The organism is Methylibium sp. (assembly GCF_013817345.1).
Lineage (GTDB): Bacteria > Pseudomonadota > Gammaproteobacteria > Burkholderiales > Burkholderiaceae_C > Methylibium.
This window is the reverse complement of sequence record NZ_JACDCW010000049.1, coordinates 1-22,258: the sequence shown is the minus strand read 5'-3', so window position 1 is coordinate 22,258 and position 22,258 is coordinate 1. Positions and strand designations below refer to the sequence as shown.

The 22,258-nt window shown below is 68.4% G+C and carries 19 protein-coding genes and 1 pseudogene; 12 read left to right on the top strand and 8 right to left on the bottom strand.

Going from position 1 to position 22,258, the window contains the following annotated elements; all coding sequences use genetic code 11:
* Positions 1-124 precede the first annotated feature (124 nt).
* The 4 genes from H0W40_RS10985 (at position 125) to clpB (ending at position 6,112) form a co-directional block, all read left to right on the top strand.
* Entirely contained in the window at positions 125-1,999 is a 1,875-nt protein-coding gene (locus tag H0W40_RS10985) for a hypothetical protein (RefSeq protein ID WP_292446122.1), read from the top strand.
* Positions 2,000-2,081: 82 nt separating this feature from the next.
* Positions 2,082-2,564, top strand: coding sequence for a molybdenum cofactor biosynthesis protein MoaE (locus H0W40_RS10980; protein WP_292446120.1), 483 nt, complete (start codon positions 2,082-2,084; stop codon positions 2,562-2,564).
* 395 nt (positions 2,565-2,959) lie between these two features.
* A complete protein-coding gene (gene crcB / locus H0W40_RS10975; RefSeq protein WP_292446118.1) occupies positions 2,960-3,352 on the top strand; it encodes a fluoride efflux transporter CrcB in 393 nt (130 codons plus the stop codon).
* 159 nt (positions 3,353-3,511) lie between these two features.
* Entirely contained in the window at positions 3,512-6,112 is a 2,601-nt protein-coding gene (clpB, locus tag H0W40_RS10970; protein WP_292446117.1) for an ATP-dependent chaperone ClpB, read from the top strand.
* 63 nt (positions 6,113-6,175) lie between these two features.
* Here clpB and H0W40_RS10965 read toward each other — a convergent pair whose 3' ends face one another.
* Positions 6,176-7,684, bottom strand: coding sequence for a hypothetical protein (locus H0W40_RS10965; RefSeq protein WP_292446115.1), 1,509 nt, complete (start codon positions 7,682-7,684; stop codon positions 6,176-6,178).
* A 239-nt stretch (positions 7,685-7,923) separates the two neighbouring features.
* On the opposite strand from H0W40_RS10965, the gene nadB reads away from it, so the two are divergent.
* Positions 7,924-9,576: an L-aspartate oxidase gene (gene nadB / locus H0W40_RS10960; protein ID WP_292446113.1), complete on the top strand. Its 1,653-nt coding sequence runs from the start codon at positions 7,924-7,926 to the stop codon at positions 9,574-9,576.
* 10 nt (positions 9,577-9,586) lie between these two features.
* On the opposite strand, the gene H0W40_RS10955 is transcribed toward nadB, so the two are convergent.
* The 4 genes from H0W40_RS10955 to H0W40_RS10940 all read right to left on the bottom strand — a co-directional run bounded on the left by H0W40_RS10955 (position 9,587) and on the right by H0W40_RS10940 (position 12,968).
* Positions 9,587-9,868, bottom strand: a complete 282-nt coding sequence (locus H0W40_RS10955; RefSeq protein ID WP_292446112.1) for a late competence development ComFB family protein — start codon at positions 9,866-9,868, stop codon at positions 9,587-9,589.
* A gap of 72 nt (positions 9,869-9,940) precedes the next feature.
* Positions 9,941-10,855, bottom strand: a complete 915-nt coding sequence (nadC, locus tag H0W40_RS10950; RefSeq protein WP_292446110.1) for a carboxylating nicotinate-nucleotide diphosphorylase — start codon at positions 10,853-10,855, stop codon at positions 9,941-9,943.
* Positions 10,855-11,982 carry a quinolinate synthase NadA gene (nadA, locus tag H0W40_RS10945; RefSeq protein ID WP_292446109.1) on the bottom strand — a complete coding sequence of 376 codons (1,128 nt, stop codon included), beginning with the start codon at positions 11,980-11,982 and terminating at the stop codon, positions 10,855-10,857. The genes nadC and nadA overlap by 1 nt, the downstream gene beginning before the upstream one ends.
* 62 nt (positions 11,983-12,044) lie before the next feature.
* Positions 12,045-12,968, bottom strand: coding sequence for a helix-turn-helix transcriptional regulator (locus tag H0W40_RS10940; protein WP_292446107.1), 924 nt, complete (start codon positions 12,966-12,968; stop codon positions 12,045-12,047).
* Between the two features lie 67 nt (positions 12,969-13,035).
* On the opposite strand from H0W40_RS10940, the gene H0W40_RS10935 reads away from it, so the two are divergent.
* The 3 genes from H0W40_RS10935 (at position 13,036) to H0W40_RS10925 (ending at position 16,869) form a co-directional block, all read left to right on the top strand.
* The gene (locus H0W40_RS10935) at positions 13,036-14,325 is read left to right on the top strand and encodes an MFS transporter (protein WP_292446105.1); all 1,290 of its coding nucleotides are present in this window, start codon (positions 13,036-13,038) and stop codon (positions 14,323-14,325) included.
* A gap of 167 nt (positions 14,326-14,492) precedes the next feature.
* Positions 14,493-16,274 carry a thiamine pyrophosphate-binding protein gene (locus H0W40_RS10930; RefSeq protein ID WP_292446103.1) on the top strand — a complete coding sequence of 594 codons (1,782 nt, stop codon included), beginning with the start codon at positions 14,493-14,495 and terminating at the stop codon, positions 16,272-16,274.
* Between the two features lie 16 nt (positions 16,275-16,290).
* A complete protein-coding gene (locus tag H0W40_RS10925; protein ID WP_292446101.1) occupies positions 16,291-16,869 on the top strand; it encodes an META domain-containing protein in 579 nt (192 codons plus the stop codon).
* A 144-nt stretch (positions 16,870-17,013) separates the two neighbouring features.
* Here H0W40_RS10925 and H0W40_RS10920 read toward each other — a convergent pair whose 3' ends face one another.
* Positions 17,014-17,778, bottom strand: a complete 765-nt coding sequence (locus H0W40_RS10920; RefSeq protein ID WP_292446099.1) for a DUF3943 domain-containing protein — start codon at positions 17,776-17,778, stop codon at positions 17,014-17,016.
* Positions 17,779-18,015: 237 nt separating this feature from the next.
* Here H0W40_RS10920 and rraA point away from each other — a divergent pair, with 237 nt between their 5' ends.
* The 3 genes from rraA (at position 18,016) to H0W40_RS10905 (ending at position 20,281) form a co-directional block, all read left to right on the top strand.
* Entirely contained in the window at positions 18,016-18,543 is a 528-nt protein-coding gene (rraA, locus tag H0W40_RS10915) for a ribonuclease E activity regulator RraA (RefSeq protein ID WP_292446097.1), read from the top strand.
* A gap of 4 nt (positions 18,544-18,547) precedes the next feature.
* The gene (locus tag H0W40_RS10910; protein ID WP_292446095.1) at positions 18,548-19,270 is read left to right on the top strand and encodes an LmeA family phospholipid-binding protein; all 723 of its coding nucleotides are present in this window, start codon (positions 18,548-18,550) and stop codon (positions 19,268-19,270) included.
* Between the two features lie 813 nt (positions 19,271-20,083).
* Positions 20,084-20,281, top strand: coding sequence for a hypothetical protein (locus H0W40_RS10905; RefSeq protein ID WP_292446093.1), 198 nt, complete (start codon positions 20,084-20,086; stop codon positions 20,279-20,281).
* A gap of 207 nt (positions 20,282-20,488) precedes the next feature.
* Here the strand turns inward: H0W40_RS10905 and H0W40_RS10900 are convergent, their stop codons facing one another.
* Positions 20,489-21,151, bottom strand: coding sequence for a Crp/Fnr family transcriptional regulator (locus tag H0W40_RS10900; RefSeq protein ID WP_292446135.1), 663 nt, complete (start codon positions 21,149-21,151; stop codon positions 20,489-20,491).
* 244 nt (positions 21,152-21,395) lie between these two features.
* Entirely contained in the window at positions 21,396-21,590 is a 195-nt protein-coding gene (locus tag H0W40_RS10895; RefSeq protein ID WP_292446092.1) for a hypothetical protein, read from the bottom strand.
* Positions 21,591-21,896: 306 nt separating this feature from the next.
* On the opposite strand from H0W40_RS10895, the pseudogene H0W40_RS10890 reads away from it, so the two are divergent.
* Positions 21,897-22,133: pseudogene (locus tag H0W40_RS10890) on the top strand (transposase); the annotation flags it as partial.
* Positions 22,134-22,258 lie beyond the last annotated feature (125 nt).

Here is a 22,258-nt window from a genome sequence, read left to right as displayed (position 1 = left end):
GCCGCCGCGGCGCTGGCGCAGCGATACGCCTTGGAACGCTGGGGGTGGCGTACGGGTCTATCCTTTGCTTCTGTTATCCGGACCGCCCATGATTCCCGTTTCCGCTCCACCCGCCCGACCCCGCATGAACGAATCCGGCCCTGCCTCGACCGATCTGCAATTCGCCGTTGCCAGCCTGCCCGCCGGCAGCGCGGTGGGCAGTTTCGTGCTGCGCAACGCCCTTGGGGGCGACGAATTCGGTCGCTTCTACCGCGCAACGGCCAGCGCTTCGGACGCAGACGTCACGATCGAGGAGTACCTGCCCGCCGTCATTGCACGGCGCGATGCCGACGGTACCTTGGGGCCTCGTTCGCCGGCCCAGGCCGACCTGTGGGCCGAGGGTCTGCAGGCCTTCCTGCAGGAAACGGAGCAGATGTCCCGCCTGGATCATCCGGCGCTGCTGCGCGTGGGCCCGGTCTGGCAGGCACGCGGCACCGCGTATCGGCTGCGGGCCGGCGGAGAGGGCCGCCCGCTCGCCGAGATCGTCGACGCGATGACCGAGCCCCCCGGCGAAGCCTGGCTGCGTGGCCTCCTCGATCCGTTGCTGGGTGCGCTCCAGGCGGTGCACGAGGCGGGTTGGGTGCATGGGAACGTCCGCCCAGGGCAGATCCTGGTGCGCGCGGACGGCAGCCCGGTGCTGCTCGATTCCGGCGCGGTCGGCGGCGCCATCGGCGCGCTTCTGCCCGGAGCGCAGGGCGCGTTGTCGGAAACCGGTTTTCTTGCGCCCGAACTGACCGATGCATCGCTCGACTGGCCGGTCGGGCCCTGGTCCGACCTGCATGCGCTGGCGCAGGTGCTGCGCTACTGCATCACGGGCCAGGCGCCGCTGCCGCTCGACCCCGACGCTCCCTTGGCGACCGACGCCCGGCCGATGGTGGGGCCGCGCGCGCTCAACGCCCGCTACTCGCCGGGCCTGGTGGCTGCACTCGAACGGGCGCTGGCGCAGGACCCGCATGAGCGGCCGCAAAGCGTGGCTGACTTTCTCCATGCAATGGAGGCGTCGGCCTTGCTGCGAGCGGTTCCGGCGGCAACGCCGGTCCGGGCACAACCGGTGCCGCGGGAGGTGCGTCGCGAATCCGCGGCGCCTGCGCAGGCTGTTGCGCCGCCGACCCGCGCGACCGTGCCTCTTCCCCGGGTGGCAGGAAGCGCCCGTGCGCCGGCACCGCTCGAGCCGGCCTGGGCGTCGGCCGAACTGCCGAACGAAGGCGATCTTCACGATCCTCGAATGTTCGAGTTGCACGCCGCCGAGACAGGCGACGGGCGTGCCGACGCTGCGGTCCCCCGCGCCGGCAACGGCTCACGGCGCAGGCGCCGCTGGCCCTGGGCGCTGGGCGGCATGCTGGCCGGGGCGGCGCTGATGGGTGCGTTCGTCTTCGTCGGCCTGAGGCCCATGGCTGAGGTGCAGTTCGCACTGTCGCCGCCGCGTGGCGACGCTGCCCCGCTGGGGGCGCCGGGGCCCGGAGCCGATCCTGCGCCGACAACAGCGCCGGCCACCGCCGCAAGCGGCCCGTTGCCCAGCACGCCCCTGCCGCCGGTGCAAACGCCCGGCTCGCAGCAGGCCGCTCCGGCTACACCGGCCGCACCTGCGGTCAGTTCCGAGGCAAGGGCGCCGACCTCCATGGTTCGCGAAGCGACGACGCAAGATCGGGTACCGCGCGCCCCTGCCCCGGCCGACGCGGTGGCGCCATCGGCCGCCGCTCGCGATTCGTTAGCCCAGGATCGCGCCGCACTCGCCGAGCCGCGCTCCGCCTTGAGCGAAACGGCGGCGGCCGGGAACGACGCCTCGACTGCCGACGCCGGCGGGGACAGGGCGGCGGCACCGCCGGAAACGCCGGAAGCTGCCTGCGGTTCGCGCAGCAACTTTGCGCTCTATCGCTGCATGCAGACGCAGTGCGAGCAGACCCGCTTCTACACGCATCCGCAGTGCATTCGGCTGCGCGTTCGCGACGAACTGCCCTGAACGAGCGGCGCGCCGGCACCAACCGGCACGCCGATCGCCCGCGGGTGTCCGGCTGCGGGGGGCGATGCCAGAATCGACCGTCATGAACAGCGCTCCCGCCCGCGTCAGCATCCAGTCCGAGGACTTCGACCTCGGTGCCGAGGTGGCTGCCTTGCGTCGCGGCGACGGAGGCGTCGGCGCCGTGGCCAGCTTCATCGGCACGGTGCGCGAAAGGAACGAGGGCAGCGGCGTGAGCCTCATGGAACTCGAGCACTACCCCGGCATGACCGAGCGTTCGATCGAGGCCATGATCGATGCGGCGCTCCAGCGCTTCGACATCCTCGGCGCACGCGTCGTACACCGCGTCGGGGCGCTGTCGGTGGGCGAGCAGATCGTCTTGGTCGTGGTCAGCTCGGCCCACCGCGGCGAGGCTTTCAAGGCCTGCGAGTTCCTGATGGACTATCTGAAGACGCAGGCGCCGTTCTGGAAAAAGGAACACACGCCGGAAGGCGCGCGCTGGGTCGATGCGCGTGTTGCGGATGACGACGCCCTGAAGCGCTGGGGTATCGAAGCGGGCAATGCCTGAGATGGCGCCTCTTGGTAGCGCTTTGACAGGCCGTTCAAGCTCGCGCACCGTTCGACGGACCCACGGAGGCGGTCGCTTCTGCTCGCAGCCGAGAGCGGGGTCGCCGACTTCGTTCAGCAAATTCTTATTCACTGCGTCGGCGACCCCGCTCCCGGCTGAGCCGGTGCTTCTCGGGCGGCCGATAAAGCGCTGCGCTAGCCGCGAAGCCGGGTCCGGATGCCCTGCGCAGCGAACAAGAATCTCCCTGAGCGAAGCTGGGCATCCGGACTCGGCTTCGCTCTCGCCTGCCTGGCCGGAGCAATGATGCTTTCCAACGCAAGCGCCGGTTCACGCTCACGCATGCCGCATGCCTTTCATGCTCCACGGGTGGCGCAAAGCACGGTGGAGCAGTCGAGATGAGCGCCACGCTGCCCCAGGCCCTGTGCGTGATGGCAGGCGCAGCCGCCGGCGCGCTGCTGCGCTGGTTCGCGGGCTTGTGGTTGAACACGCTGTGGGCGGCTTTCCCGCTCGGCACCCTGACGGTCAATGCGGTCGGCGGCCTGGGCATCGGTGTGGCGCTGGCCTGGTTCACGCAACGGCCCGAGCAGGAACTGTTGCGCCTGCTGCTGGTCACGGGCGTGCTCGGCGGCTTCACCACCTTTTCGGCGTTCTCGGCCGAGTCGCTGAGCCTGCTGCAGCGCGGCGCGGGGTGGACCGCGCTCGCTCACACGCTGGCTCACGTGCTGGGTTCTTTGGCCTGCGCCGCGCTCGGCTGGATGTTCGGCCAAACGCTCTTCTCGCCGCGTTGACGGCAGGATGACGGCGCGAGGGATCGCGCCTGAAACGCGACCGCCCGGAGCGCCCGAGCCTGACCGAGGTCATGCCGAACCGCTGGGCATGCTGCCTGCCGCCTTGAAAAGCGGCCCCGCGGGACCACCTTTGACGCCAAACCCGGAGGTCTTTCGTCCATGCGACTCGACAAGCTCACCACGCAATTCCAGGAAGCCCTGGCCGACGCGCAGACGCTCGCGAACGGCCGCGACAACCCTTACATCGAGCCGGCCCACCTGCTGCTGGCGATGCTCAACCAGGACGGCGGTCCCAAGGCACTACTCGCCCGCGCCGGTGTCAATATCGCCGGCCTGCGCAGCTCGCTCGAAGTCGAGCTCGGCAAACTGCCCCAAGTCCAGGGGGGCGACGGCATACAGCCTGGTCGCGAGACCTTGGCGCTGCTGCAGGCAGCCGAGAAGGAAGCAATCAAGCGCGGCGACCAGTTCATTGCCGGCGAGTTGCTGCTTCTCGCCCTGGCCGACCACAAGGGCGACATTGCCAAGCTCGCGCGCACCCACGGTTTGAACCGCAAGCAGCTAGAGAGCGCGATCGACGCCGTGCGCGGCGGGCAGAAGGTCGATTCGGCCGATGCCGAGGGCCAGCGCGAGGCGCTCAAGAAGTACACGCTGGACCTGACCGAGCGCGCTCGCGCCGGCAAGCTCGACCCGGTGATCGGCCGCGACGACGAGATCCGCCGCGCCATCCAGGTGCTGCAGCGGCGCACCAAGAACAATCCCGTTCTGATCGGGGAACCGGGCGTCGGCAAGACCGCCATCGTCGAAGGCCTGGCGCAGCGCATCGTCGCCGGCGAGGTACCGGAGTCGCTCAAGAGCAAGCGCGTGCTGGTGCTCGACATGGCCTTGCTGCTCGCCGGCGCGAAGTACCGCGGCGAGTTCGAGGAGCGGCTGAAGTCGGTACTGAAGGAAGTGGCAGCCGACGAGGGCCAGACCATCGTCTTCATCGACGAGATCCACACCATGGTCGGCGCCGGCAAGGCCGAAGGCGCGATCGACGCAGGCAACATGCTCAAGCCGGCGCTCGCGCGCGGCGAGCTGCACTGCATCGGCGCGACCACGCTCGACGAGTACCGCAAGTACGTCGAGAAGGATGCCGCGCTCGAGCGGCGCTTCCAGAAGGTGCTGGTCGGCGAGCCGACGGTCGAAGCCACCATCGCCATCCTGCGCGGCCTTCAGGAGAAGTACGAGGTGCACCACGGCGTGGAGATCACCGACCCGGCCATCGTTGCCGCGGCCGAGCTCTCGCACCGCTACATCACCGACCGCTTCCTGCCCGACAAGGCCATCGATCTGATCGACGAGGCTGCGGCCAAGGTCAAGATCGAGATTGATTCCAAGCCCGAGGTGATGGACCGGCTTGACCGCCGCCTGATCCAGCTCAAGATCGAGCGCGAGGCGGTGAGGAAGGAAAAGGACGAGGCTTCGCAGAAACGCTTCGGGCTGATCAGCGAAGAGATCGCGAAACTCGAGCGCGAGGCGGCTGATCTGGACGAGATCTGGAAGTCCGAGAAGGCCACAGCCCAGGGCTCGGCGCAGCTCAAGGAAGAAATCGACCGCAGCCGCACGCAGATCGAGGAGTTCAAGCGCAAGGGCGACTTCAACAAGGTCGCGGAGCTGCAGTACGGCAAGCTGCCGGAGCTCGAGAAGAAGCTCAAGGACGCGCAGGCCAAGGAGGCGGGCGGCGGCACGGCCGGCAAGCCGACCTTGCTGCGCACGCTGGTCGGCGCCGAGGAGATCGCCGAAGTGGTTGCGCGCGCCACCGGCATTCCCGTCGCCAAGCTGATGCAGGGCGAGCGGCAGAAACTTCTGCAGATGGAAGACAAGCTGCACGAGCGCGTGATCGGTCAGGACGAGGCGATCGCCGCCGTGGCCGATGCCATCCGCCGCTCGCGCGCAGGCTTGTCGGACCCGAACCGACCGACCGGCTCCTTCCTTTTCCTCGGCCCCACGGGCGTGGGCAAGACCGAGCTGTGCAAGGCGCTGGCGGGCTTCCTGTTCGACAGCGAAGACCACCTCATCCGCATCGACATGAGCGAGTTCATGGAGAAGCACTCGGTCGCGCGGCTGATCGGCGCGCCGCCCGGCTATGTGGGTTACGAAGAGGGCGGCCACCTCACGGAAATGGTGCGCCGCAAGCCCTACAGCGTGCTGCTGCTCGACGAGGTGGAGAAAGCCCACCCGGACGTCTTCAACGTGCTGCTGCAGGTGCTCGACGACGGGCGCCTCACCGACGGCCAGGGCCGCACGGTGGATTTCAAGAACACCGTGATCGTGATGACCAGCAACCTGGGCTCGCACCTCATCATGCAGATGGCGGGGCAGGAGCCGGAGCTGATCCGCGACGCGGTATGGGTCGAGCTCAAGCAGCACTTCCGCCCGGAGTTCCTGAACCGCATCGACGAGACGGTGGTGTTCCATGCGCTCGATGCCGCGCACATCGAGTCGATTGCGGCGATCCAGCTGCGTTTGCTGGAAACCCGTCTGGGCAAGCTCGACATCGCCCTCGAGGTCTCGCCCGCGGCACTGGCCGAGCTGGCCAAGGTCGGCTTCGATCCGGTGTTCGGCGCGCGGCCGCTCAAGCGGGCGATCCAGCGGCGCATCGAGAACCCGCTGTCGAAGCAGCTACTGGAGGGCCGGTTCGCGCCGAAGGACACGGTGAAGGTCGACGTCGATCCGATCCAGGCGCCGGGCGAGTTCCGCTTCGAGTCGGTGGCGGGCTGAAGCCACTCCGGCGGGCCCTGGGAAGCGCTCGCCGTCGCACGCGCTGGGTTGCGCAAACCTTCGTCAGCGCCGGCTGTTTGTCGTAGCCAACAGCAGCGCGTCGTCGAGCCGGCGCAGTTGCAGTTGGACGAGCGCAAGCGTGGCCTGCGGCTTGTCGAGCACTACGTGCAGCGCCGCGCCCGGATGGGCGGGAAGCGCGCGCACGAGCAAGTAATGCTGCCCCAGCGTGACGCTGCATTCAGGCACGCTTGCGCCCAGGCCGAGCGTGCGGCTGGTATTCATCGCAGCGCTCAGCAGGGCCGCCCCATGGCGCGCCAATTCTTCCGGGCCGGGCCGTGCACCGGCATGGCCGATGGAGCGGGTCGAGGCGATGTCGAAGGCGCAGACGCTGACCACGCCGGCCAGCAGGCTCAGGTCGTGAAGGTAGCGCTCCAGGGGAGCGTCGTGCGCAGGTGCGGCACCGACCACCGGCATCGGCGTGGGTGCTGAAGCGCTGCGCCAGGGCGGGGTGTGGGCCGCGTTCGTCGATCCGCCGGCAAGCTTGTGCGGCGCTGCACCGGCATGGGTGCGCGGTGACCCGGCGGCGCTGGCAGGCGCTGCTGCATCGGCCGCAGTGGCCGCAGTGGCCGCAGTGGCCGCAGTGGCAGAAGTGGCAGAAGTGGCAGAAGTGGCAGAAGTGGCAGAAGTGGCAGAAGTGGCAGAAGTGGCAGAAGTGGCAGGAGCGGCAGGAGCGGCAGGAGCGCCTGTTGCGGACGAAGCCGAAGCAGCCGGTGAGCTGGCGAAAGGCTGCAGCAGCGTCGCCGGCCGGCCGTCGGGGCTCGGTCGGGCCGTCTGGAGCGGGTTCCAGGCGTCGCACAGCGCATTCCAGACTTCGACCGGGCGCGTGACCTGCGGCGTCGGCGTCGCGTCGATGGCGGTTGCGGCACGAAACCGCGCCACTTCGGCAGGCAAGGCCGCACCGGCGGTGAGCGGCATGAAGAGCAGCCGGCGGCAGACCCAGCCCGGCCGCAGCACCGCCTCGCGCAGCGGCGCCAGCGCGCTGGCGATCGCATGGCCGGGCAGATCGCCGACGATCACCAGGCCGATGCGGCTGCGCCCGAGCAGTACACGCGCCAGCGTCTGGCGGGTGGCGGTGTCTGCGTCGACGGCGGTGCTGTACAGGCGCACCGATCGGCCGTTGCCGGCCGGGCAATCGACGAACTCGATCGTCGCCAGGGTCGTGCCACCGCCGGGGCGGCGGATGACGAGTTGCTGCAGCGCCCGCTGGCTGGCCGCGGCGATGCCGCCGAGGAGCTTGCGCGAGGCCGTGGTGCCGAGATCGTGCACCGCCACGTACTCCGGGCGCAGGTGATCGAGCTGCTGGGCCAGCGCCTCGCCCGGCTCGCACGAGACGAACAGCTCGCGGGTGTTGCCGCCGACCGCACGGCCGATGTCCTGGCCCTCGCCAGCGTCGTTTGCCGTGGACCCGAGCCGGGGCGCGAACTGCGTCTGCACCCGCGTGGCTTCCCATCCGCTGCCGGCGCCGGACGGGCGGCTGCTGCTGCTGCCGGGGCGATCGAAGCTCGAACTCATGGGTCTTGCCTTGCGCAAAAGCGCGTGAGCGAGTCGCTCATCGTGCGCCAACGCACCGCCGAAGACGGCGAGGCAGTGTAGGCCCTGCGACCGTCGCGGGAGAAGACTTCGGGGTGCTGTCGAGCCTCATGAAAGCGTTGCGCGGCCCAGCGGCGAGGGCGATTGTGCGAGGGTGCGTCGATAGAATCGTTTCACGTGCTGCGCCGCCCTGGAGCAGCCTCCCACGCGACTTTGCCCTCATGCCCAACCGCGACGCCGTTGCCGCCCTGCCCACCGTGGTGATCATCGGCGCGGGCCTCGCGGGGCTCACCGTGGCACTGCAACTCGCCGCCACGCATGCGGTCGTGGTGCTGGCCAAGCGCCGCATGGACGAGGGCGCCACCGCCTGGGCGCAGGGCGGCATCGTTGGCGTGCTGGGCAGCGACGACAGCATCGAGAGCCACGTCCGCGACACCCAGGAGGCCGGCGCCGGCTTGGTCGACGAGGAAACAGCCCGCTTCATCGCCCGCCACAGCGCGCAGGCGGTCGAGTGGCTGGTCGAGCGCGGCGTGCCGTTTTCGAGCGATCCGGCCGGCCCGCTCGGCCTGCATCTCACGCGCGAAGGCGGGCATGCGGTGCGGCGCATCGCGCATGCGGCGGACGCCACCGGCAAGGCCATCCACGACGTGCTGCTCGACGAGGTGAAGCGCCACCCGAACATCGTCCTGCGCGAGCGCTGGATGGCGGTGGACCTGATCACCACGCGGCATCTCAAGGCCGATCAGCGCACCGAGGGCAAGCCGCGCTGCTACGGCGTCTATGCGCTCGACATCGACCGCCAGAAGGTCGAGACCCTGCCAGCCGCCGCCGTCGTGCTGGCCACCGGCGGCGTCGGCAAGGTCTACCGCTACACCAGCAACCCCGATACCGCCACCGGCGACGGCATGGCGATGGCTTGGCGCGCAGGCTGCCGGCTCGGCAACATGGAGTTCATCCAGTTCCACCCGACCTGCCTGTACCACCCGCAGGAGCGCAGCTTTCTCATCACCGAAGCGTTGCGCGGCGAAGGGGCGCATCTGAAGTTGCCCAACATGACGGGCGAGGCGGCGCGCTTCATGCCCGCGCACGACGATCGGCTGGAGCTCGCGCCGCGCGACATCGTCGCCCGAGCCATCGACTTCGAGATGAAGAAGCACGGCCTCGACCACGTGTGGCTGGATGCCACGCACCTGGGCGAAGCTTTCCTCAAGGAGCACTTTCCGACCATCTACGCCCGCTGTCTGGCGTTGGGCATCGACATCGCGCGCCAGCCGATCCCGGTGGTGCCGGCGGCGCACTATGCGTGCGGCGGCGTGGTCACCGACCTCGATGGCCGCACCGATCTGCCATGCCTGTACGCAGTGGGTGAGACCACGTACACGGGCCTGCACGGCGCCAACCGCCTGGCGAGCAATTCACTGCTGGAATGCGTGGTGCTCGGACAGACTTGCGCTGCACACATCGCCACGCATGCGCACCCGCCCGCGCATGCGCTGCCGGCATGGGATGAAAGCCAGGTCGAAAACGCCGACGAGCAGGTCGTCATCTCGCACAACTGGGACGAGCTGCGCCTGCTGATGTGGAACTACGTGGGTATCGTGAGAACGACCAAGCGGCTGGAACGCGCCCTGCACCGCATCAAGCTCCTGCGCAGCGAGATCGACGATTACTACGCCAACTTCCGCGTCACGCGCGATTTGCTCGAGCTGCGCAATCTGGTCGATTGCGCCGAGCTGATCGTGCGCTCGGCCCTGAGCCGCCACGAAAGCCGTGGACTGCACTACAGCCGCGACTATCCCGAGACCTTGCCGGTGAGCTTTCCGACCATCCTGGCGCGAAAGCCGAAGCGGAAGGCGCCGCCCTGGGCGGCCTGAGCGCCGCGCTTCAGCGCGCGCGCATCGCGACGCGCGCCTGCACGAACTCGAACGCGTAGTTCACGATGTCGAGCACCGCGCGCTCGTTGTCCGTGCGCTCCTTCTCGCTCTGATAGAAGGCCAGATCGACCGCGTGGCGGATATAGCGCGGCGGCAGGCGGTTGAGCGCCACGCAGGCCACATCGGGCAGCAGGCTCGCATCGACGCCGGGATAGCGCGAATGCGCCGCCAGGACGGCTTCGAACACGGGGCGTTCGATGTGGTTGCGAATGGAGGAGAAGTCGGTGCTCATCGGCGCAGTATCCGAGCCCGGTCAGTGCCGGTAAGCCTGGAAATGCGGGCGAGGGCGCCGGCTATTCGGGGCTCAGGCGAGGCGCATCGAATAGTCGATCGCCCGCACGTCCTTCGTGAGTCGGCCGATGGAAATCCGGTCCACGCCGGTGGCGGCAATCTCGCGAACCTGATCGAGCGCGACGCCGCCCGACACCTCGAGCAGCGCGCGGCCGGCGGTGACCGCGACCGCTTCACGCATGCGCTCGAAGTCGAAATTGTCGAGCAGCACGCTGGTCGCACCGTGCTCCATTGCCTCGCGCAACTGTGCGATCGTTTCCACTTCGATCTGGATGTCGACTTCGGCCTTCAAGTCGCGCGCCGCGCGCAGCACGTGAGCGATCCCGCCCGCGGCAGCAATGTGGTTCTCCTTGATCAGGATGCCGTCGTAGAGCGCCAGCCGCTGGTTCTGGCCGCCGCCGACTCTGACTGCGTACTTCTGCGCCAGCCGCAGGCCGGGCATCGTCTTGCGGGTGTCGAGGATGGTGCAACCCTGCGCGCGGCCGTGGACATTCGGCGATGCGCCTTCGATCGCCTCGACGTACTGGCGCGTGAGCGTGGCAGTGGCCGAGAGCAGTTGCAGGAAGTTGAGCGCCGGCCGCTCGGCGGCGAGGAGGGCTCGGGCATCGGCCTCGATCTCGCAGACCGGCGTGCCTTCGGCCATGCGGTCGCCTTCGGCGTATAGCCATTGCGTGCGGGCGCCGGCGTCGAGCGCGCGCAAGCAGTCGTCGAACCAGTCCCGGCCGCAGAGCACCGCGTCTTCGCGCACAACCACACGCGCCGTACGGCGTTGGCCGGTGGGCACGAGCCGGCCGGTCCAGTCGGCCACGCCAATGTCCTCGGCGAGCGCGTCGCGCACGTTGCGCTCGCGCGCTTCGTCCAGGGTCTCGTTGCGTTCGGATGGCGTGAAGCCGTGCCGCGACGGCGGGTGGCTCTTCGACGCCTGCATCAGGCGGCCCCGATGTTCGGCACGAACCCTTTTGCCGGCTTGGCAATGGCGGCCGGATGCGCCTTCACGAAATCGAGCATGCGGTCGATGCAGCCCAGCGCCTGACTGCGAGTGGGCTCGGGCACGGTGATCTCGCCGCGCCGGTCGGTGTGCATGTGCTCCAGGCAATCGACCACGCCCTGCAGCGCGTTCATCGCCATCCACGGGCAGTGCGCGCAGCTCTTGCAGGTGGCGCTGTTGCCGGCCGTGGGCGCTTCGAGCAGCGTCTTGCCGGGCGCGAGCTGGCGCATGCGGTGCATGAGGCCGTTGTCGGTGGCGACGATGAAGGTCTGGCGGTCGCTCTCGACCACGGCATTGAGCATCTGCGAGGTCGAGCCCACCACGTCGGCCAGCTCGACCACGCGTTTGGGCGACTCGGGGTGCACGAGCACCAGCGCCTCGGGATGCTCTTGCTTCATCAGCTCGAGTTCCAGGCCCTTGAACTCGTCGTGCACGATGCACTCGCCGTTCCACATGAGCATGTCGGCGCCGGTGTGGTCGGCGATGTAGCGGCCGAGGTGGCGGTCGGGTGCCCAGAGGATCTTCTGGCCTTGCGCGTGCAGGTGTTCGACTATCGCGACGGCACAAGAGCTGGTGACCATCCAGTCGGCCCGCGCCTTCACCGCTGCGCTGGTGTTGGCGTAAACCACCACCGTGCGGTCGGGGTGAGCGTCACAGAAGGCCGCGAACTCGTCGGGCGGGCAGCCGAGGTCGAGCGAGCAGGTGGCCTCCAAGTCGGGCATGAGCACCGTCTTCTCGGGCGAGAGGATCTTGGCGCTCTCGCCCATGAAGCGCACGCCGGCCACCACGAGCGTCTGCGCAGCATGGTCGCGGCCGAAGCGGGCCATTTCCAACGAATCGGAGACGCAGCCACCGGTCTCGAGCGCCAGGTCCTGCAGGTCGCCGTCGACGTAGTAGTGCGCCACCAGCACGGCGTTGCGCTCTTTCAGCAGCGCCTTGGCGCGGGCCTTGAGTTCGTCGCGGCGAGCCGGTGTCAACGGCTCCGGCGCCTGGGCCCAGGCCTGTGCGGTGCAGCTTGCGCCGCTGGCGTTCTGGCGGGTGAAGTCGTAGAGGATTTGTTTGCTCATCGAGAAGGCTCCTGATGCGCCGGATTGTCTGTCCGACAAAGATGCGCCTGCATAGGACCCCTTCAAGCCGACGCGAAGAAACGGCTCGGCGGCATGCCCACCGATCGCCGCACCATCGCGCTGAAGGCACTGGGGCTGGCGTAGCCGAGCTCGGCGGCGATCTCGCTCATCGGCCGCTTGCGCGCAGCCAAGGTGAGCGCGCGCGCCAGCAGCACCTGCTGGCGCCATTGGCCGAAGCTGGTACCGAGCTCGTCGCGGAACAGGCGCGCCACGGTGCGCTCGCTGGCGCCGATGCGGCGCACCCAGGCGCCGAGCGTGTCGTGGCGGACGGGGTCGTCGAGCACGGCCTCGCACAGGGCGCGCAGGCGCTTGTCTTCGGGAAGCGCAACGCCCAGGCGAACAGGCGCGGCGCGGCGTAGTTCGTCGGCGAGGAGCGGGGCGATGAGCTTTTCGCGATCCAGATCGCCGGGCGAGGGCGGCGAGTCGCCGTCGGGCGCGCTCGGCAGGGCCAGCATGAGGGCGCGCATCAGATCGGAGACCTCGAGCACACGGCAGTGTTGCCAGTCGGTGAAACTGGTTGCGGCAGTGCGCAGGCCCGCACCCTTGGCGGGGACCGTGGTGATGTTCGGATCGATGCCCTTGCTCATGGCGCCTCCACCGCGCACTGCGGCCGGCGCCGCGCGGTCGTGCAGATAGAGCGTGCGCAGGTCGGCTGTTTCGACCACCGTGATGGCGTGCTCGACGCCGGGCGGCACCCACACTGCTCGCGAGGGCGGCACGATGTAGGTGCCGCGCTCGGCGGTGAGCCGCAGCACGCCGGTGGCCGACCAGGCGAGTTGAGCCCAGGGGTGGCTGTGCGGCTCCACGCGGGTGTCGGCTTCGAGCCGGCTGTGCTTGGCGCGCAAGGGCCGCTCGCGCGTGGGCTCGAAGAAGTGCGCCGTCACGGGGCGAACGCTGAGCCGGGAGGGAGGGGGGCGCTTTGGCATGATCGCGACAAAAGTTGTCCCGCTATCGTAAGCGCGCCTTGGGGCGCTCGTTCATCATCGGGCCATCATGTCTGCACACACGAGTTCCTCCGGCGCCGCCGGTGCCACGGGCACCGCCGCGGCCGGGGCGCTGCGCGACGACGCCCGCACCATCGGCGTCGTCAGCCTGGCTCATGGTATTTCCCACTTCTTCCATCTCCTGCTGCCGCCGCTGTTTCCGGTGTTCATCCGCGAGTTCGGCCTGAGCTATTCCGAACTGGGTCTGCTGGTCACCGCCTTCTTCGTGATCTCGGGCATCGGGCAGGCGGGGGCCGGCTTCCTGGTCGATCGCGTCGGCGCGCGGCCGGTGCTTTTCGTGGCGATGGGCTGTTTCGTGGCCGGCGCACTGGCTGCCGCCGGAGCCCAGGGCTACGGCGGCCTGATGGTCGCCGCCGGCCTGGCGGGGCTGGGCAACTCGGCCTTCCACCCGGTCGACTTCACGATCCTCAACAAGCGCGTGTCGCAGCCGCGGCTGGGCCATGCTTTCTCGGCGCATGGCATCGCCGGCAACCTGGGTTGGGCGGCAGCGCCGGTGTTTCTGGCCGGCGCAATGGCCGTCACCGGTTCCTGGCGCCTTGCTTATGTCGGGGCAGCCGTCCTTGCGCTACTGGTCACCCTTGTGCTCGTGCTCAACCGCCGCGCCATCGACGACCGCCTTGGCGCCTGGGCTCACGAGAAGCAGCCCGCCGGCGCACGCGGCGCAGTGCCCGAGCATCCGATGGCGTTCCTGCGCCTGCCTTCGGTGTGGATGTGTTTCGCGTTCTTCTTCTGGAGTACCGCGGCCTTGAGCGGGATCCAGGCCTTTGCGAGCCCGGCGCTGCAGCAGATCTACGGTTTGCCGCTGTCGGTGACCGTTTCCGTAGTGACGGCCTACATGCTGTGCGCTGCGGCCGGCATGGTGGCGGGTGGTTTCCTCGTCGCGCGCACGCAGCGGCTGGAGCGCACCATTGCGCTGGCCATGAGTGCGGCGGCCGTGCTGCTGATGCTGGCCGGTATCGGTGTGTTGCCCGGCTTGGTCGTGGCGGCGCTGGTGGCGCTGGCCGGTGCGGGCGTCGGCCTTGCCGGGCCCTCGCGTGACATGCTGGTGAAGCAGGCGTCGCCGCCGGGCGCCACCGGCCGTGTCTATGGCACGGTCTATTCGGGCCTGGACATCGGCTTTGCGCTGGCCGCGCCGGTGTTCGGCGCGCTCATGGACCACGGCCAGCCGAACGGCGTGTTCTACGGTTCGGCTCTCGCGCTCGTCATGGGCATTGCGTCGGCCGGGCTGATCAGCTTGAACGTGTCGCGCCCGCGCGTATCGACGGCTGCCGTCGGTTGAATCCCTTGGCGTCGGTTGACGCGCTCGACGCGATCGGGCAGCGCAGCCGCGGTGGCTTCGAAGCGCTGTGTTCGCATTGCCGCACGGCGCCGCCGCTTTGCGGTGCGTGTTCGCCGCTACGCGAGCACGCCGCGTCGGCCATGCCGGCATCCGGCTAAAGTGCCGGCATGCCGACCCCCTCTGCGAAGCAAATCCCTCGCCTCGCCGGCCACGCGCTGGTCGAGGCCCTGATCGCGCAAGGCATCGACACCTGCTTCGGCGTGCCGGGCGAAAGCTTCCTGGCGGTGCTCGACGGCTTTCACGAGCACCGCGAGCGCATCCGCTTCATCGCCTGCCGCCAGGAGGGCGGGGCGGCCTTCATGGCCGAGGCGCAAGGCAAGCTGAGCGGGAGGCCGGGCATCTGCTTCGTCACTCGCGGGCCGGGCGCCACGAATGCGAGCATCGGCCTGCACACGGCGTTCCAGGACTCCACGCCGATGATCCTTTTCATTGGCCAGGTGGGCGCCGACGTGCGCGACCGCGAAGCTTTTCAGGAGCTGGACTACCGCGCGGTGTTCGGCCCCAACAGCGGCGGCATGGCGAAGTGGGTGGGGGAGGTGCAAAGCGCCGACCGGCTGCCTGAATACGTGGCGCGCGCCTTCCGCATTGCACTGCAGGGCCGGCCGGGGCCGGTGGTGCTGGCGCTGCCCGAGGACATGCTCACGACCGCCACTGCAGCGCCGGTGCTGCCGCGCATCGAGGCGGCTACGGCCTGGCCCGCGCCCGAGGCGCTGCGCGAATTGCGCTATCTGCTGTTGGCCGCAAGGCGACCGCTCGTCATTGCGGGCGGCAGCGGCTGGGACGCGGCGGCTGCCACCGCGCTACAGCGCTTTGCCGAAGCTTGGCAGTTGCCGGTTGCCTGCGCCTTCCGTTACCAGGACCGCTTCGACAACACGCACAAGCTTTACGCAGGCGATGTGGGCATCGGCATCAACCCCAAGCTCGCCCAGCGCGTGCGCGACGCCGACCTCATCCTCGCCATCGGCCCGCGCCTGGGCGAGATGACGACCGGCGGCTACACCTTGCTCGAGGTGCCGAGGCCACGCCAGAAGCTCGTCCACATGCATGCCGGCGCCGAAGAGCTGGGCCGCGTCTACGAGGCCGACCTGCTGCTGCAGGCTGCCATGAGCAACGCCGCACACGCCTTGGCCGGGCTCGCCGCACCGGATACCTGCGCCTGGGCCGACTGGTCGCGCTCCGCACATGCCGACTACCAGGCCAACCTGCAGCCGCCGGCCGATGCGGCGCTGAGCACGCCGCTCGATCTGGCCGAGGTGGTGAAGACCGTGCAGCGCCTCTCGCCCCCAGATGCCATCGTGACCAACGGCGCCGGCAACTACAGCGGCTGGCTGCACCGCTACTGGCAACACCGTGGCCTGGGTACCCAGCTCGCGCCGACCTCGGGCGCCATGGGTTACGGCGTGCCGGCGGCCATCGCGGCGAGCCTGCTGAACCCGTGCCGCTGTGTCGTCGCCTTCGCCGGCGACGGCGACTTCCTCATGACCGGGCAGGAACTCGCGAGCGCGCGAGCGCATGGCGCCCGGCCCATCGTCATCGTGGTCGACAACGCCAGCTACGGCACGATCCGCATGCACCAGGAACGCGACTTTCCCGGCCGCGTGAGCGGCAGCGATCTCGCCAACCCCGACTTCGCAATGCTGGCGCGCGCCTATGGCTGGAAGGCCGAGCGCATCGAGAACACCGACGCGTTCGAGCCGGCGTTCGCACAGGCGCTGGCGCGTGCCGAACCGACCTTGCTGCACCTGGTGCTGAGCAGCGACGTGATCACCACACGCACGACGCTCGGCGCCATTCGAGCCGCCGCGTTGCAGCGCGGCGCGGCATCGCCGCCGCGAACGGCCGCACCAACGCCATCGCCCGCATCACCTGCCGGTGACGACAAGACCTGACACGGAGCCTCACCGCATGCCTTCGCTTCGCCCTTCGCCGATGCTTGCCGGGCTTCCTCGGCGCACCGCCCTTCCTGCCGCCCGGCGTGCCGCCTGTCGCGCCGCACTCGCCGCCAGCGTCGGGCTCGCCGGCTGCGCTACAAGCTCGCAGCCGCCCGCGCCGCCGGCCGTGTACGCACCGCCCGTGTCGGCCCAGACACCGACGCCGACGCCCCCCGCGCACACCGCCGCGACGGCCGCGCCCGACCCGCAGGTGCTCGGCTTGTGGAAGATCGAGCAGGCCCGCGCCGCCCCCATCGTCCACAAGCTCAATGCCCGCCTGAACTTCGACGGCAAAGGCCGGCTCACCGGCAGTGGCGGCTGCAACAGCATCGCAGGCTCGTACGCGCTCGCGGGCAACCGGCTCGAGCTCGGCCCGCTCGTCACCACGCGCAAGCACTGCGGCGAGGTGCTGATGGAGCAGGAGGACCGCGTGCTCACCGCGCTGGAACGCGCAGTCGGTGCGCGGGTTCCGCCGCACGGCCTGCTCGAGCTGAGCGACGAGAACGGCACCGTGCTGTTGCGCGCGACGCGCGTCGAGGCGACGGGGCAGTGATCGCCGCGCGTCGCAGGAGGCCGGGGACGTAGAGAAGAGGACAGCGCCCGGTCCGGTCAACGACACGCACACCGGGTGGCTCGGCGAAGCGTTTGTTCGACCGCCCGACTCGCGGACGCCTTGCGAAGATGCCCTGAGGCAGCTTCACCATTGCAGCCGCAATTGCAGCCCCCAGCCCGGGCTGCTCCCTGTGCTTGGGCCGTGGGGCAGGTAGGCACCCCCCGTGGCCCTGAATCGGCGGCTCCAGGTCCCGTCCTCGATCATCGGCGCCAACGACAGCTCTGCCTTCACGCCGAACAGCCGGTCCACCTCCGCGTTGATCGCCCCGAGCGGGTCGGTCAGGACCAGCGTGACCTTGTCCGCAGTGTCCAGCGGCGTCGTCTTGGCCAGGATGCGTTTGCGCATCGGCCAGAACAGGTATTCGCCGAGGAGCGACCCGAGAATGGGCGTGACGAGCACATCCTGGTAGGACACGTTCTCCACCATGGCCTCGGCGCCGAACTCGAAGATCGACGACAGCAGCGTCGAGTACCAGAACGCCTGCTTTCGGCTCGCGCCGCGTTCGAGCGCCCTCACGTAGTAGCCCGCACCCCAATACGGATGGAGCACGTAGTTGACGACGGCGCGGTCTTTGTCCCATTCCGGATGGGTGACGTTGTGCAGCCAGCTCTCGAAGCCCACCGCATCGTCGTAGTTGGTCTCTTCGCGCGGCCGGAGGCTGATGAGCCCCACTGCGGCGAACTGGTAGACCAGGAAGTGCGCGGTGTCGCGCTTGATGCCGGGCCCGTCGAAGGGCGGCGGGTCGGTTTGTTCGATGGCTTGCGGTAGCGCGTCGTGCTTCTCGCCGGAAACCACCCAGGCCGGCAGGCAAAGCAAGGCGGCCAGTACCTTGGACCGCAGTTCGCTCATGTCTTCGTCTTCATGCGCCAGCGCGAGTGCTCGAGCCGCCCCCCGATTCTTCCCGGTTGGCTTGGCGCAGACTCGCGCAGGGTCTTGATGCGTTCGCGCTCGGCGACGGTCAGACTTCGAGAACGCCTGATACTTGTTTCTCCCTCTCCCGATCTTTCTCTCTCCCCCGGGAGCGTTGGAGTAAGGGCCAGCCTGTCGCGACCATCTTCCCTGTTGAACGAGAAGAGAGAACTTTCCATGACCCCTACCGACTTTTCCACCTGCGACCTCTGCGACGCCCACAAGAACGACGCTACCGGCGCCTTTCGCGTCCTGCCGCCGGTGTTCCACAGCTACAGCGGCGTGGCCCGGTTCGCCGGGCCGGTGGTCACCGTCAAGTGCTTCGAGGACAACAGCCTCGTCAGGCAGGCGCTCGACGAGCCGGGCGCCGTGACCACGCCGTCAGGCAACGTCGGTCGCGTGCTGGTGATCGATGGGGGAGCATCGCTGCGGCGCGCACTCGTCGGCGGCAACATCGGCGCGGCGGCGGCCCGCAACGGCTGGGCCGGCGTCGTCGTGAACGGCTGCGTGCGAGACGCGCTTGAACTCGCCGCGTGCGAAGTCGGAATCCGCGCGCTGGCGCTCATGCCGCTGCCGCCCGAAAAGCGCGGCGAAGGCCAGCGCGACGTGCCGGTACAAGTGCAGGGCGTGTGGGTACGCCCCGGCGATTGGCTCTATGCCGACGAGGATGGCATCGTCGTCATGCCGGCCGCCGCCGCGAGCTGAAGCGATGGCACTCAGGCGGCGCAGCGCGCTCGGCTTCCTGCTGCTCGGCGCGAGCGGCTTGTCCTTTGGCGCGGCATTGCTCGAGGACGTGGTCGAGGACCTGCTGATGGCCGAACTGCCGCGAGTCCTCGGCCCGGCCGCGCGTTACGGCGCCAAGGTGATCGGTGCCTGGCCCGACGGCAGCCACTTCGAGCAGGTACGCGTGGTGGGCGAGCGAGTCGCTCGGCCGGGCAACCCGGTGATCGACCGGCTCGAAGCCGACCTGCGCGACGTGGAGGTCGATGCGCTGCGCCGGCAAGTCGATTCGATCGGCGATGCGCAGGCCAGCGCGCGCGTTCGTGCGGCCGACCTGGCCGCCTTCCTGCGTCAACAGGGTTGGGTGCAGGGCGCCACGGTAACCTTCAGCGGCCGCAACGGAATCACGGTGACGGGCCGCCCGAGCATGGCCGGCTTCACCACCGCCCCGGCCCTCGGCAACGCCGAATTCCGCGGCCGGCTGCTGCCGCAAGGCTCGCAACTGCGCCTCACGGTCGATGCCGTGCGCATCGCCGGCTTCGAAGCCACCGAGCTGACGCGCGCGGTGCTCGAAGGCACGATCAATCCGCTGTTCGACACCTCTGCCTATGCGGTGCCCTCGCGCATCGATGCGGTGGAGATGCAGGGCGACACGATGGTGATCAGCGCGTCGGGCAGCGGGTTGAAGCCCGCTGCTGGCGCGCCGCGCTGAAAGACAGTGGGGCTACCCAGGCGGCGCGCACCGAAGGTTGCTGCGGTGGACATCGATGCGTCTGAGGGGGTGGCTCCTTGGCTGCTCCTGAACTGTCTGTGGTCGACCGGCGAAGCAGTCGATCGGCGAGGTCTGCTGCCGGTCATCTGCTGACGTTCGACCTCACCGGCCGAAGGACTGGATCAGACTGATCTGAGACCTTCGACATCGCGCAGCGAATGTCGGCGGTTGCCGAAAGCCGACGCCGACGAGATCAGGGGTCAGCGGCCGGTTTGCATCCCTGACAGTCTTTGGTAGACGTGGGCTCGAGGGGCGCCGTGACGCCGATCGCTGAACGTCTGCTGTTCGAACTCGCCAACTGGAAGTCGCGACACACTGCGGTCAGTGGGTCCATGTGACGAAAACTGCCCGCACTACTGCCCGACGCCAATCGGGATCTGCGTAGATTCCGCTTCGGAAAAGACGGAACCCGACGGAGAAGCGCTGCCACGGATCTTTGCTATCAGGCCCAAAAGGTCGCGACCCGCTCGATCGCCCAGATGCTAGCCACGGCGCCGATCGCATACGTCGGACCCTCATATCGCGAGGATGATGGCTGCCGCGCTGCAGGTCGAGCGCAAGACGGTCGCGGGCGCCGCGGCCATGCCGAAATCGGCCTGGAGCCGACTCAGTGCATTTACGGGCATGCCTGTAGAGCGCGCGGCTTATAGGTCGCAATTCCGGTGTTGTCCGATGTCCAACGGCGGGTTGTCCTACTTAGACCCCGCTGTCCTTGCGCGAGCATGCTATCTGCACATTTGAGGAGAGCATGCCATGACAGACCCGCGTAACGTTGCCCACGACAAGAAGGTCCAGCAGGAAAAGAAGCACCAAGGCGAGGAGGTTGCGCCGGGGGCCGACAAGACGCCGCAGCCAGGCAAGAAGACCCCGATGGAACATCATGCGTCTGACAACCCCAAGGTGCCGGATGAAGCCGCCCCTGTCCCGACCGAGGAGAAGCGTTTGAGCTAGACGTCACCCGAGCCGAAGGCTGCGATCAGCACGCGATTGAACCACCGCGGACGCCCCGGCGTTGAGGCCACCGCCGTGGCAGCCGCGAGACCGGTGCTTATCGCAAGCGGTGCAGCGGCAAGCAATGGAAATGTCATGCGTCGGTTCGTTGTTCGTAACCGCACAGGAGAGTTGCAGGCGGGCTCGATACACGCGCGAGGTGGCGATTCACTCCGCATATCCGTGTGTGCGCAATGTGTTGTCGACCCCGTGACGGTTCGGTGCCAGCCGGGCGTACTCGAGCTTGATGGCGCTGTAGCACTCGCAGGTTTGCGCCTCCAGAGCGGCTCGGTCGAGCACGGTGATACGGTTGCGGCCGGTCTCAAGGCAGCCTGTCTCGCGCAGTTCGGCGAGGGACTGGGTCACGCTCTCGCGCCTTACACCCAGGGCATTGGCGATCCATTCGTGGGTAACGCCCACTTCGTTGCCTGGCACGCGGTCCAGGCTGAGAAGCAGCCAACGGCTCAGTTGCTGCTCGACGCGATGGTGACGGCTGCAAAGCGACGTCTGGGCGACCTGGCTGAGCAGCGACTGCGCGCAGCGCAGCAGGATGTGGCAGACGACGCCGCCGCGATCGAACTCGCGCTTCAACATCGTGGCGCGAATGCGAAAGGCATAGCCGGGGTGCTGAACAATCGAGCGGCACGAAGCGGTCTCTCCTCCCATCAGCAGCGAGATCCCGCAAACACTTTCGTAGCCGATGCGCGCAACCTCCAAAGCGTCGCCGTTTTTCGTGGCGTACTGCAGCGAGATCACCGCCTGGGTCGGGAAGTAAACGTTCTCGCGGTCGATGCCTGCGGCTTGAAGCACGTCACCGGCGGCGAGCGGCACCAGCTCCAAGAAAGGCGAGAGCCGCTGCCACACTTCATCGGGCAAGGCCTCGAGGACGTGGTTCTGGCGGAGACTGCGCGCTGTCAAGCGCATCGGGACGGGCTGGGTCGCGCGGGAGCGCGAATGCTCCGCGGTCGAGAGGACAAGCGAAGCCACGGTTTTGTTCCTTGTTGGAGCGTACAACGGTACTCCCCCGCCTGCCTGAATCACTCGAAACGCTGCCCTCTGTTCAAGGGGTCGAGCGCTAGCCGAACAGGTCGTCGATCTGCGGGGATGGCGGCCTTATCGTGCGCACGCTGCTTGAGCTCGGCGCCCTCGGCGGTAGACGCGAGGCGAAGGCTTCCAGCGGTCCGTGGTACTGCTTGAAAAACATGCGAGCGTCCTCGACGGCGCATGCCAGCCAAGCGTCGTAGTCAGTCTCCTCAAGGATGAGGACCATCCGTTTCTCCTTGCCCGGCTGGTGCATGCGCTGGAAAATCGAATGACCCCGGCGTTGACGGTGAGCATGGCAAAGGTGAACAGCAGGCGACCACCGGGTGATCGCCATTCGCTTTAAATGGCTGCAACGCCCATTGGCAGAAGATCCGGCATCGGCTACCTGCTGACGCTTGCCTCGGCTGGATGACCGACTGCTTGAGACTGAGGCTGTGTGCAAACAGAGGTGGCCTCGGAAATCCGAACACGACGATAAGTGGAAACTCTGCTTCATGAACCCGGGCTGAGAGCTCGAGAAAGCAGGAAGGCCATGAGCAAGAGACCACGCAGGAACCACTCAGCGCTGTTCAAGGCGAAGGTGGCGATAGACGCCGTCAGGGGCGAGAAGACCTTGGCCGAACTGGCCAAGCTGCACGATGTGCACCCGAACCAGATCAACGATTGGAAAAACCAGTTGCTCGAGCGCGCGGCCAGCGTATTTGGCGCGGAGTCAGCGACTGCGCCGACGGTCGATCTGAAGGAGCTGCACGCCAAGATCGGGCAGCTCGGTAAGCGTGGCCTCAAGGCCCTCTTGCCCGTTCACGACGAGATGCGCACGATCGCCTGATCGAGCGCGCCTGCGATGGTGTGCATCAAGCCGGTAATGCACATCATGGACAAGCAAGTCGTAGG

Coding starts and splice junctions, on each gene's coding strand:
- H0W40_RS10985 (WP_292446122.1), top strand. CDS start 125: ATGAACGAATCCGGCCCTGCCTCGACCGATCTGCAATTCGCCGTTGCC.
- H0W40_RS10980 (WP_292446120.1), top strand. CDS start 2,082: ATGAACAGCGCTCCCGCCCGCGTCAGCATCCAGTCCGAGGACTTCGAC.
- crcB (WP_292446118.1), top strand. CDS start 2,960: ATGAGCGCCACGCTGCCCCAGGCCCTGTGCGTGATGGCAGGCGCAGCC.
- clpB (WP_292446117.1), top strand. CDS start 3,512: ATGCGACTCGACAAGCTCACCACGCAATTCCAGGAAGCCCTGGCCGAC.
- H0W40_RS10965 (WP_292446115.1), bottom strand. CDS start 7,684: ATGAGTTCGAGCTTCGATCGCCCCGGCAGCAGCAGCAGCCGCCCGTCC.
- nadB (WP_292446113.1), top strand. CDS start 7,924: ATGCCCAACCGCGACGCCGTTGCCGCCCTGCCCACCGTGGTGATCATC.
- H0W40_RS10955 (WP_292446112.1), bottom strand. CDS start 9,868: ATGAGCACCGACTTCTCCTCCATTCGCAACCACATCGAACGCCCCGTG.
- nadC (WP_292446110.1), bottom strand. CDS start 10,855: ATGCAGGCGTCGAAGAGCCACCCGCCGTCGCGGCACGGCTTCACGCCA.
- nadA (WP_292446109.1), bottom strand. CDS start 11,982: ATGAGCAAACAAATCCTCTACGACTTCACCCGCCAGAACGCCAGCGGC.
- H0W40_RS10940 (WP_292446107.1), bottom strand. CDS start 12,968: ATGCCAAAGCGCCCCCCTCCCTCCCGGCTCAGCGTTCGCCCCGTGACG.
- H0W40_RS10935 (WP_292446105.1), top strand. CDS start 13,036: ATGTCTGCACACACGAGTTCCTCCGGCGCCGCCGGTGCCACGGGCACC.
- H0W40_RS10930 (WP_292446103.1), top strand. CDS start 14,493: ATGCCGACCCCCTCTGCGAAGCAAATCCCTCGCCTCGCCGGCCACGCG.
- H0W40_RS10925 (WP_292446101.1), top strand. CDS start 16,291: ATGCCTTCGCTTCGCCCTTCGCCGATGCTTGCCGGGCTTCCTCGGCGC.
- H0W40_RS10920 (WP_292446099.1), bottom strand. CDS start 17,778: ATGAGCGAACTGCGGTCCAAGGTACTGGCCGCCTTGCTTTGCCTGCCG.
- rraA (WP_292446097.1), top strand. CDS start 18,016: ATGACCCCTACCGACTTTTCCACCTGCGACCTCTGCGACGCCCACAAG.
- H0W40_RS10910 (WP_292446095.1), top strand. CDS start 18,548: ATGGCACTCAGGCGGCGCAGCGCGCTCGGCTTCCTGCTGCTCGGCGCG.
- H0W40_RS10905 (WP_292446093.1), top strand. CDS start 20,084: ATGACAGACCCGCGTAACGTTGCCCACGACAAGAAGGTCCAGCAGGAA.
- H0W40_RS10895 (WP_292446092.1), bottom strand. CDS start 21,590: ATGGTCCTCATCCTTGAGGAGACTGACTACGACGCTTGGCTGGCATGC.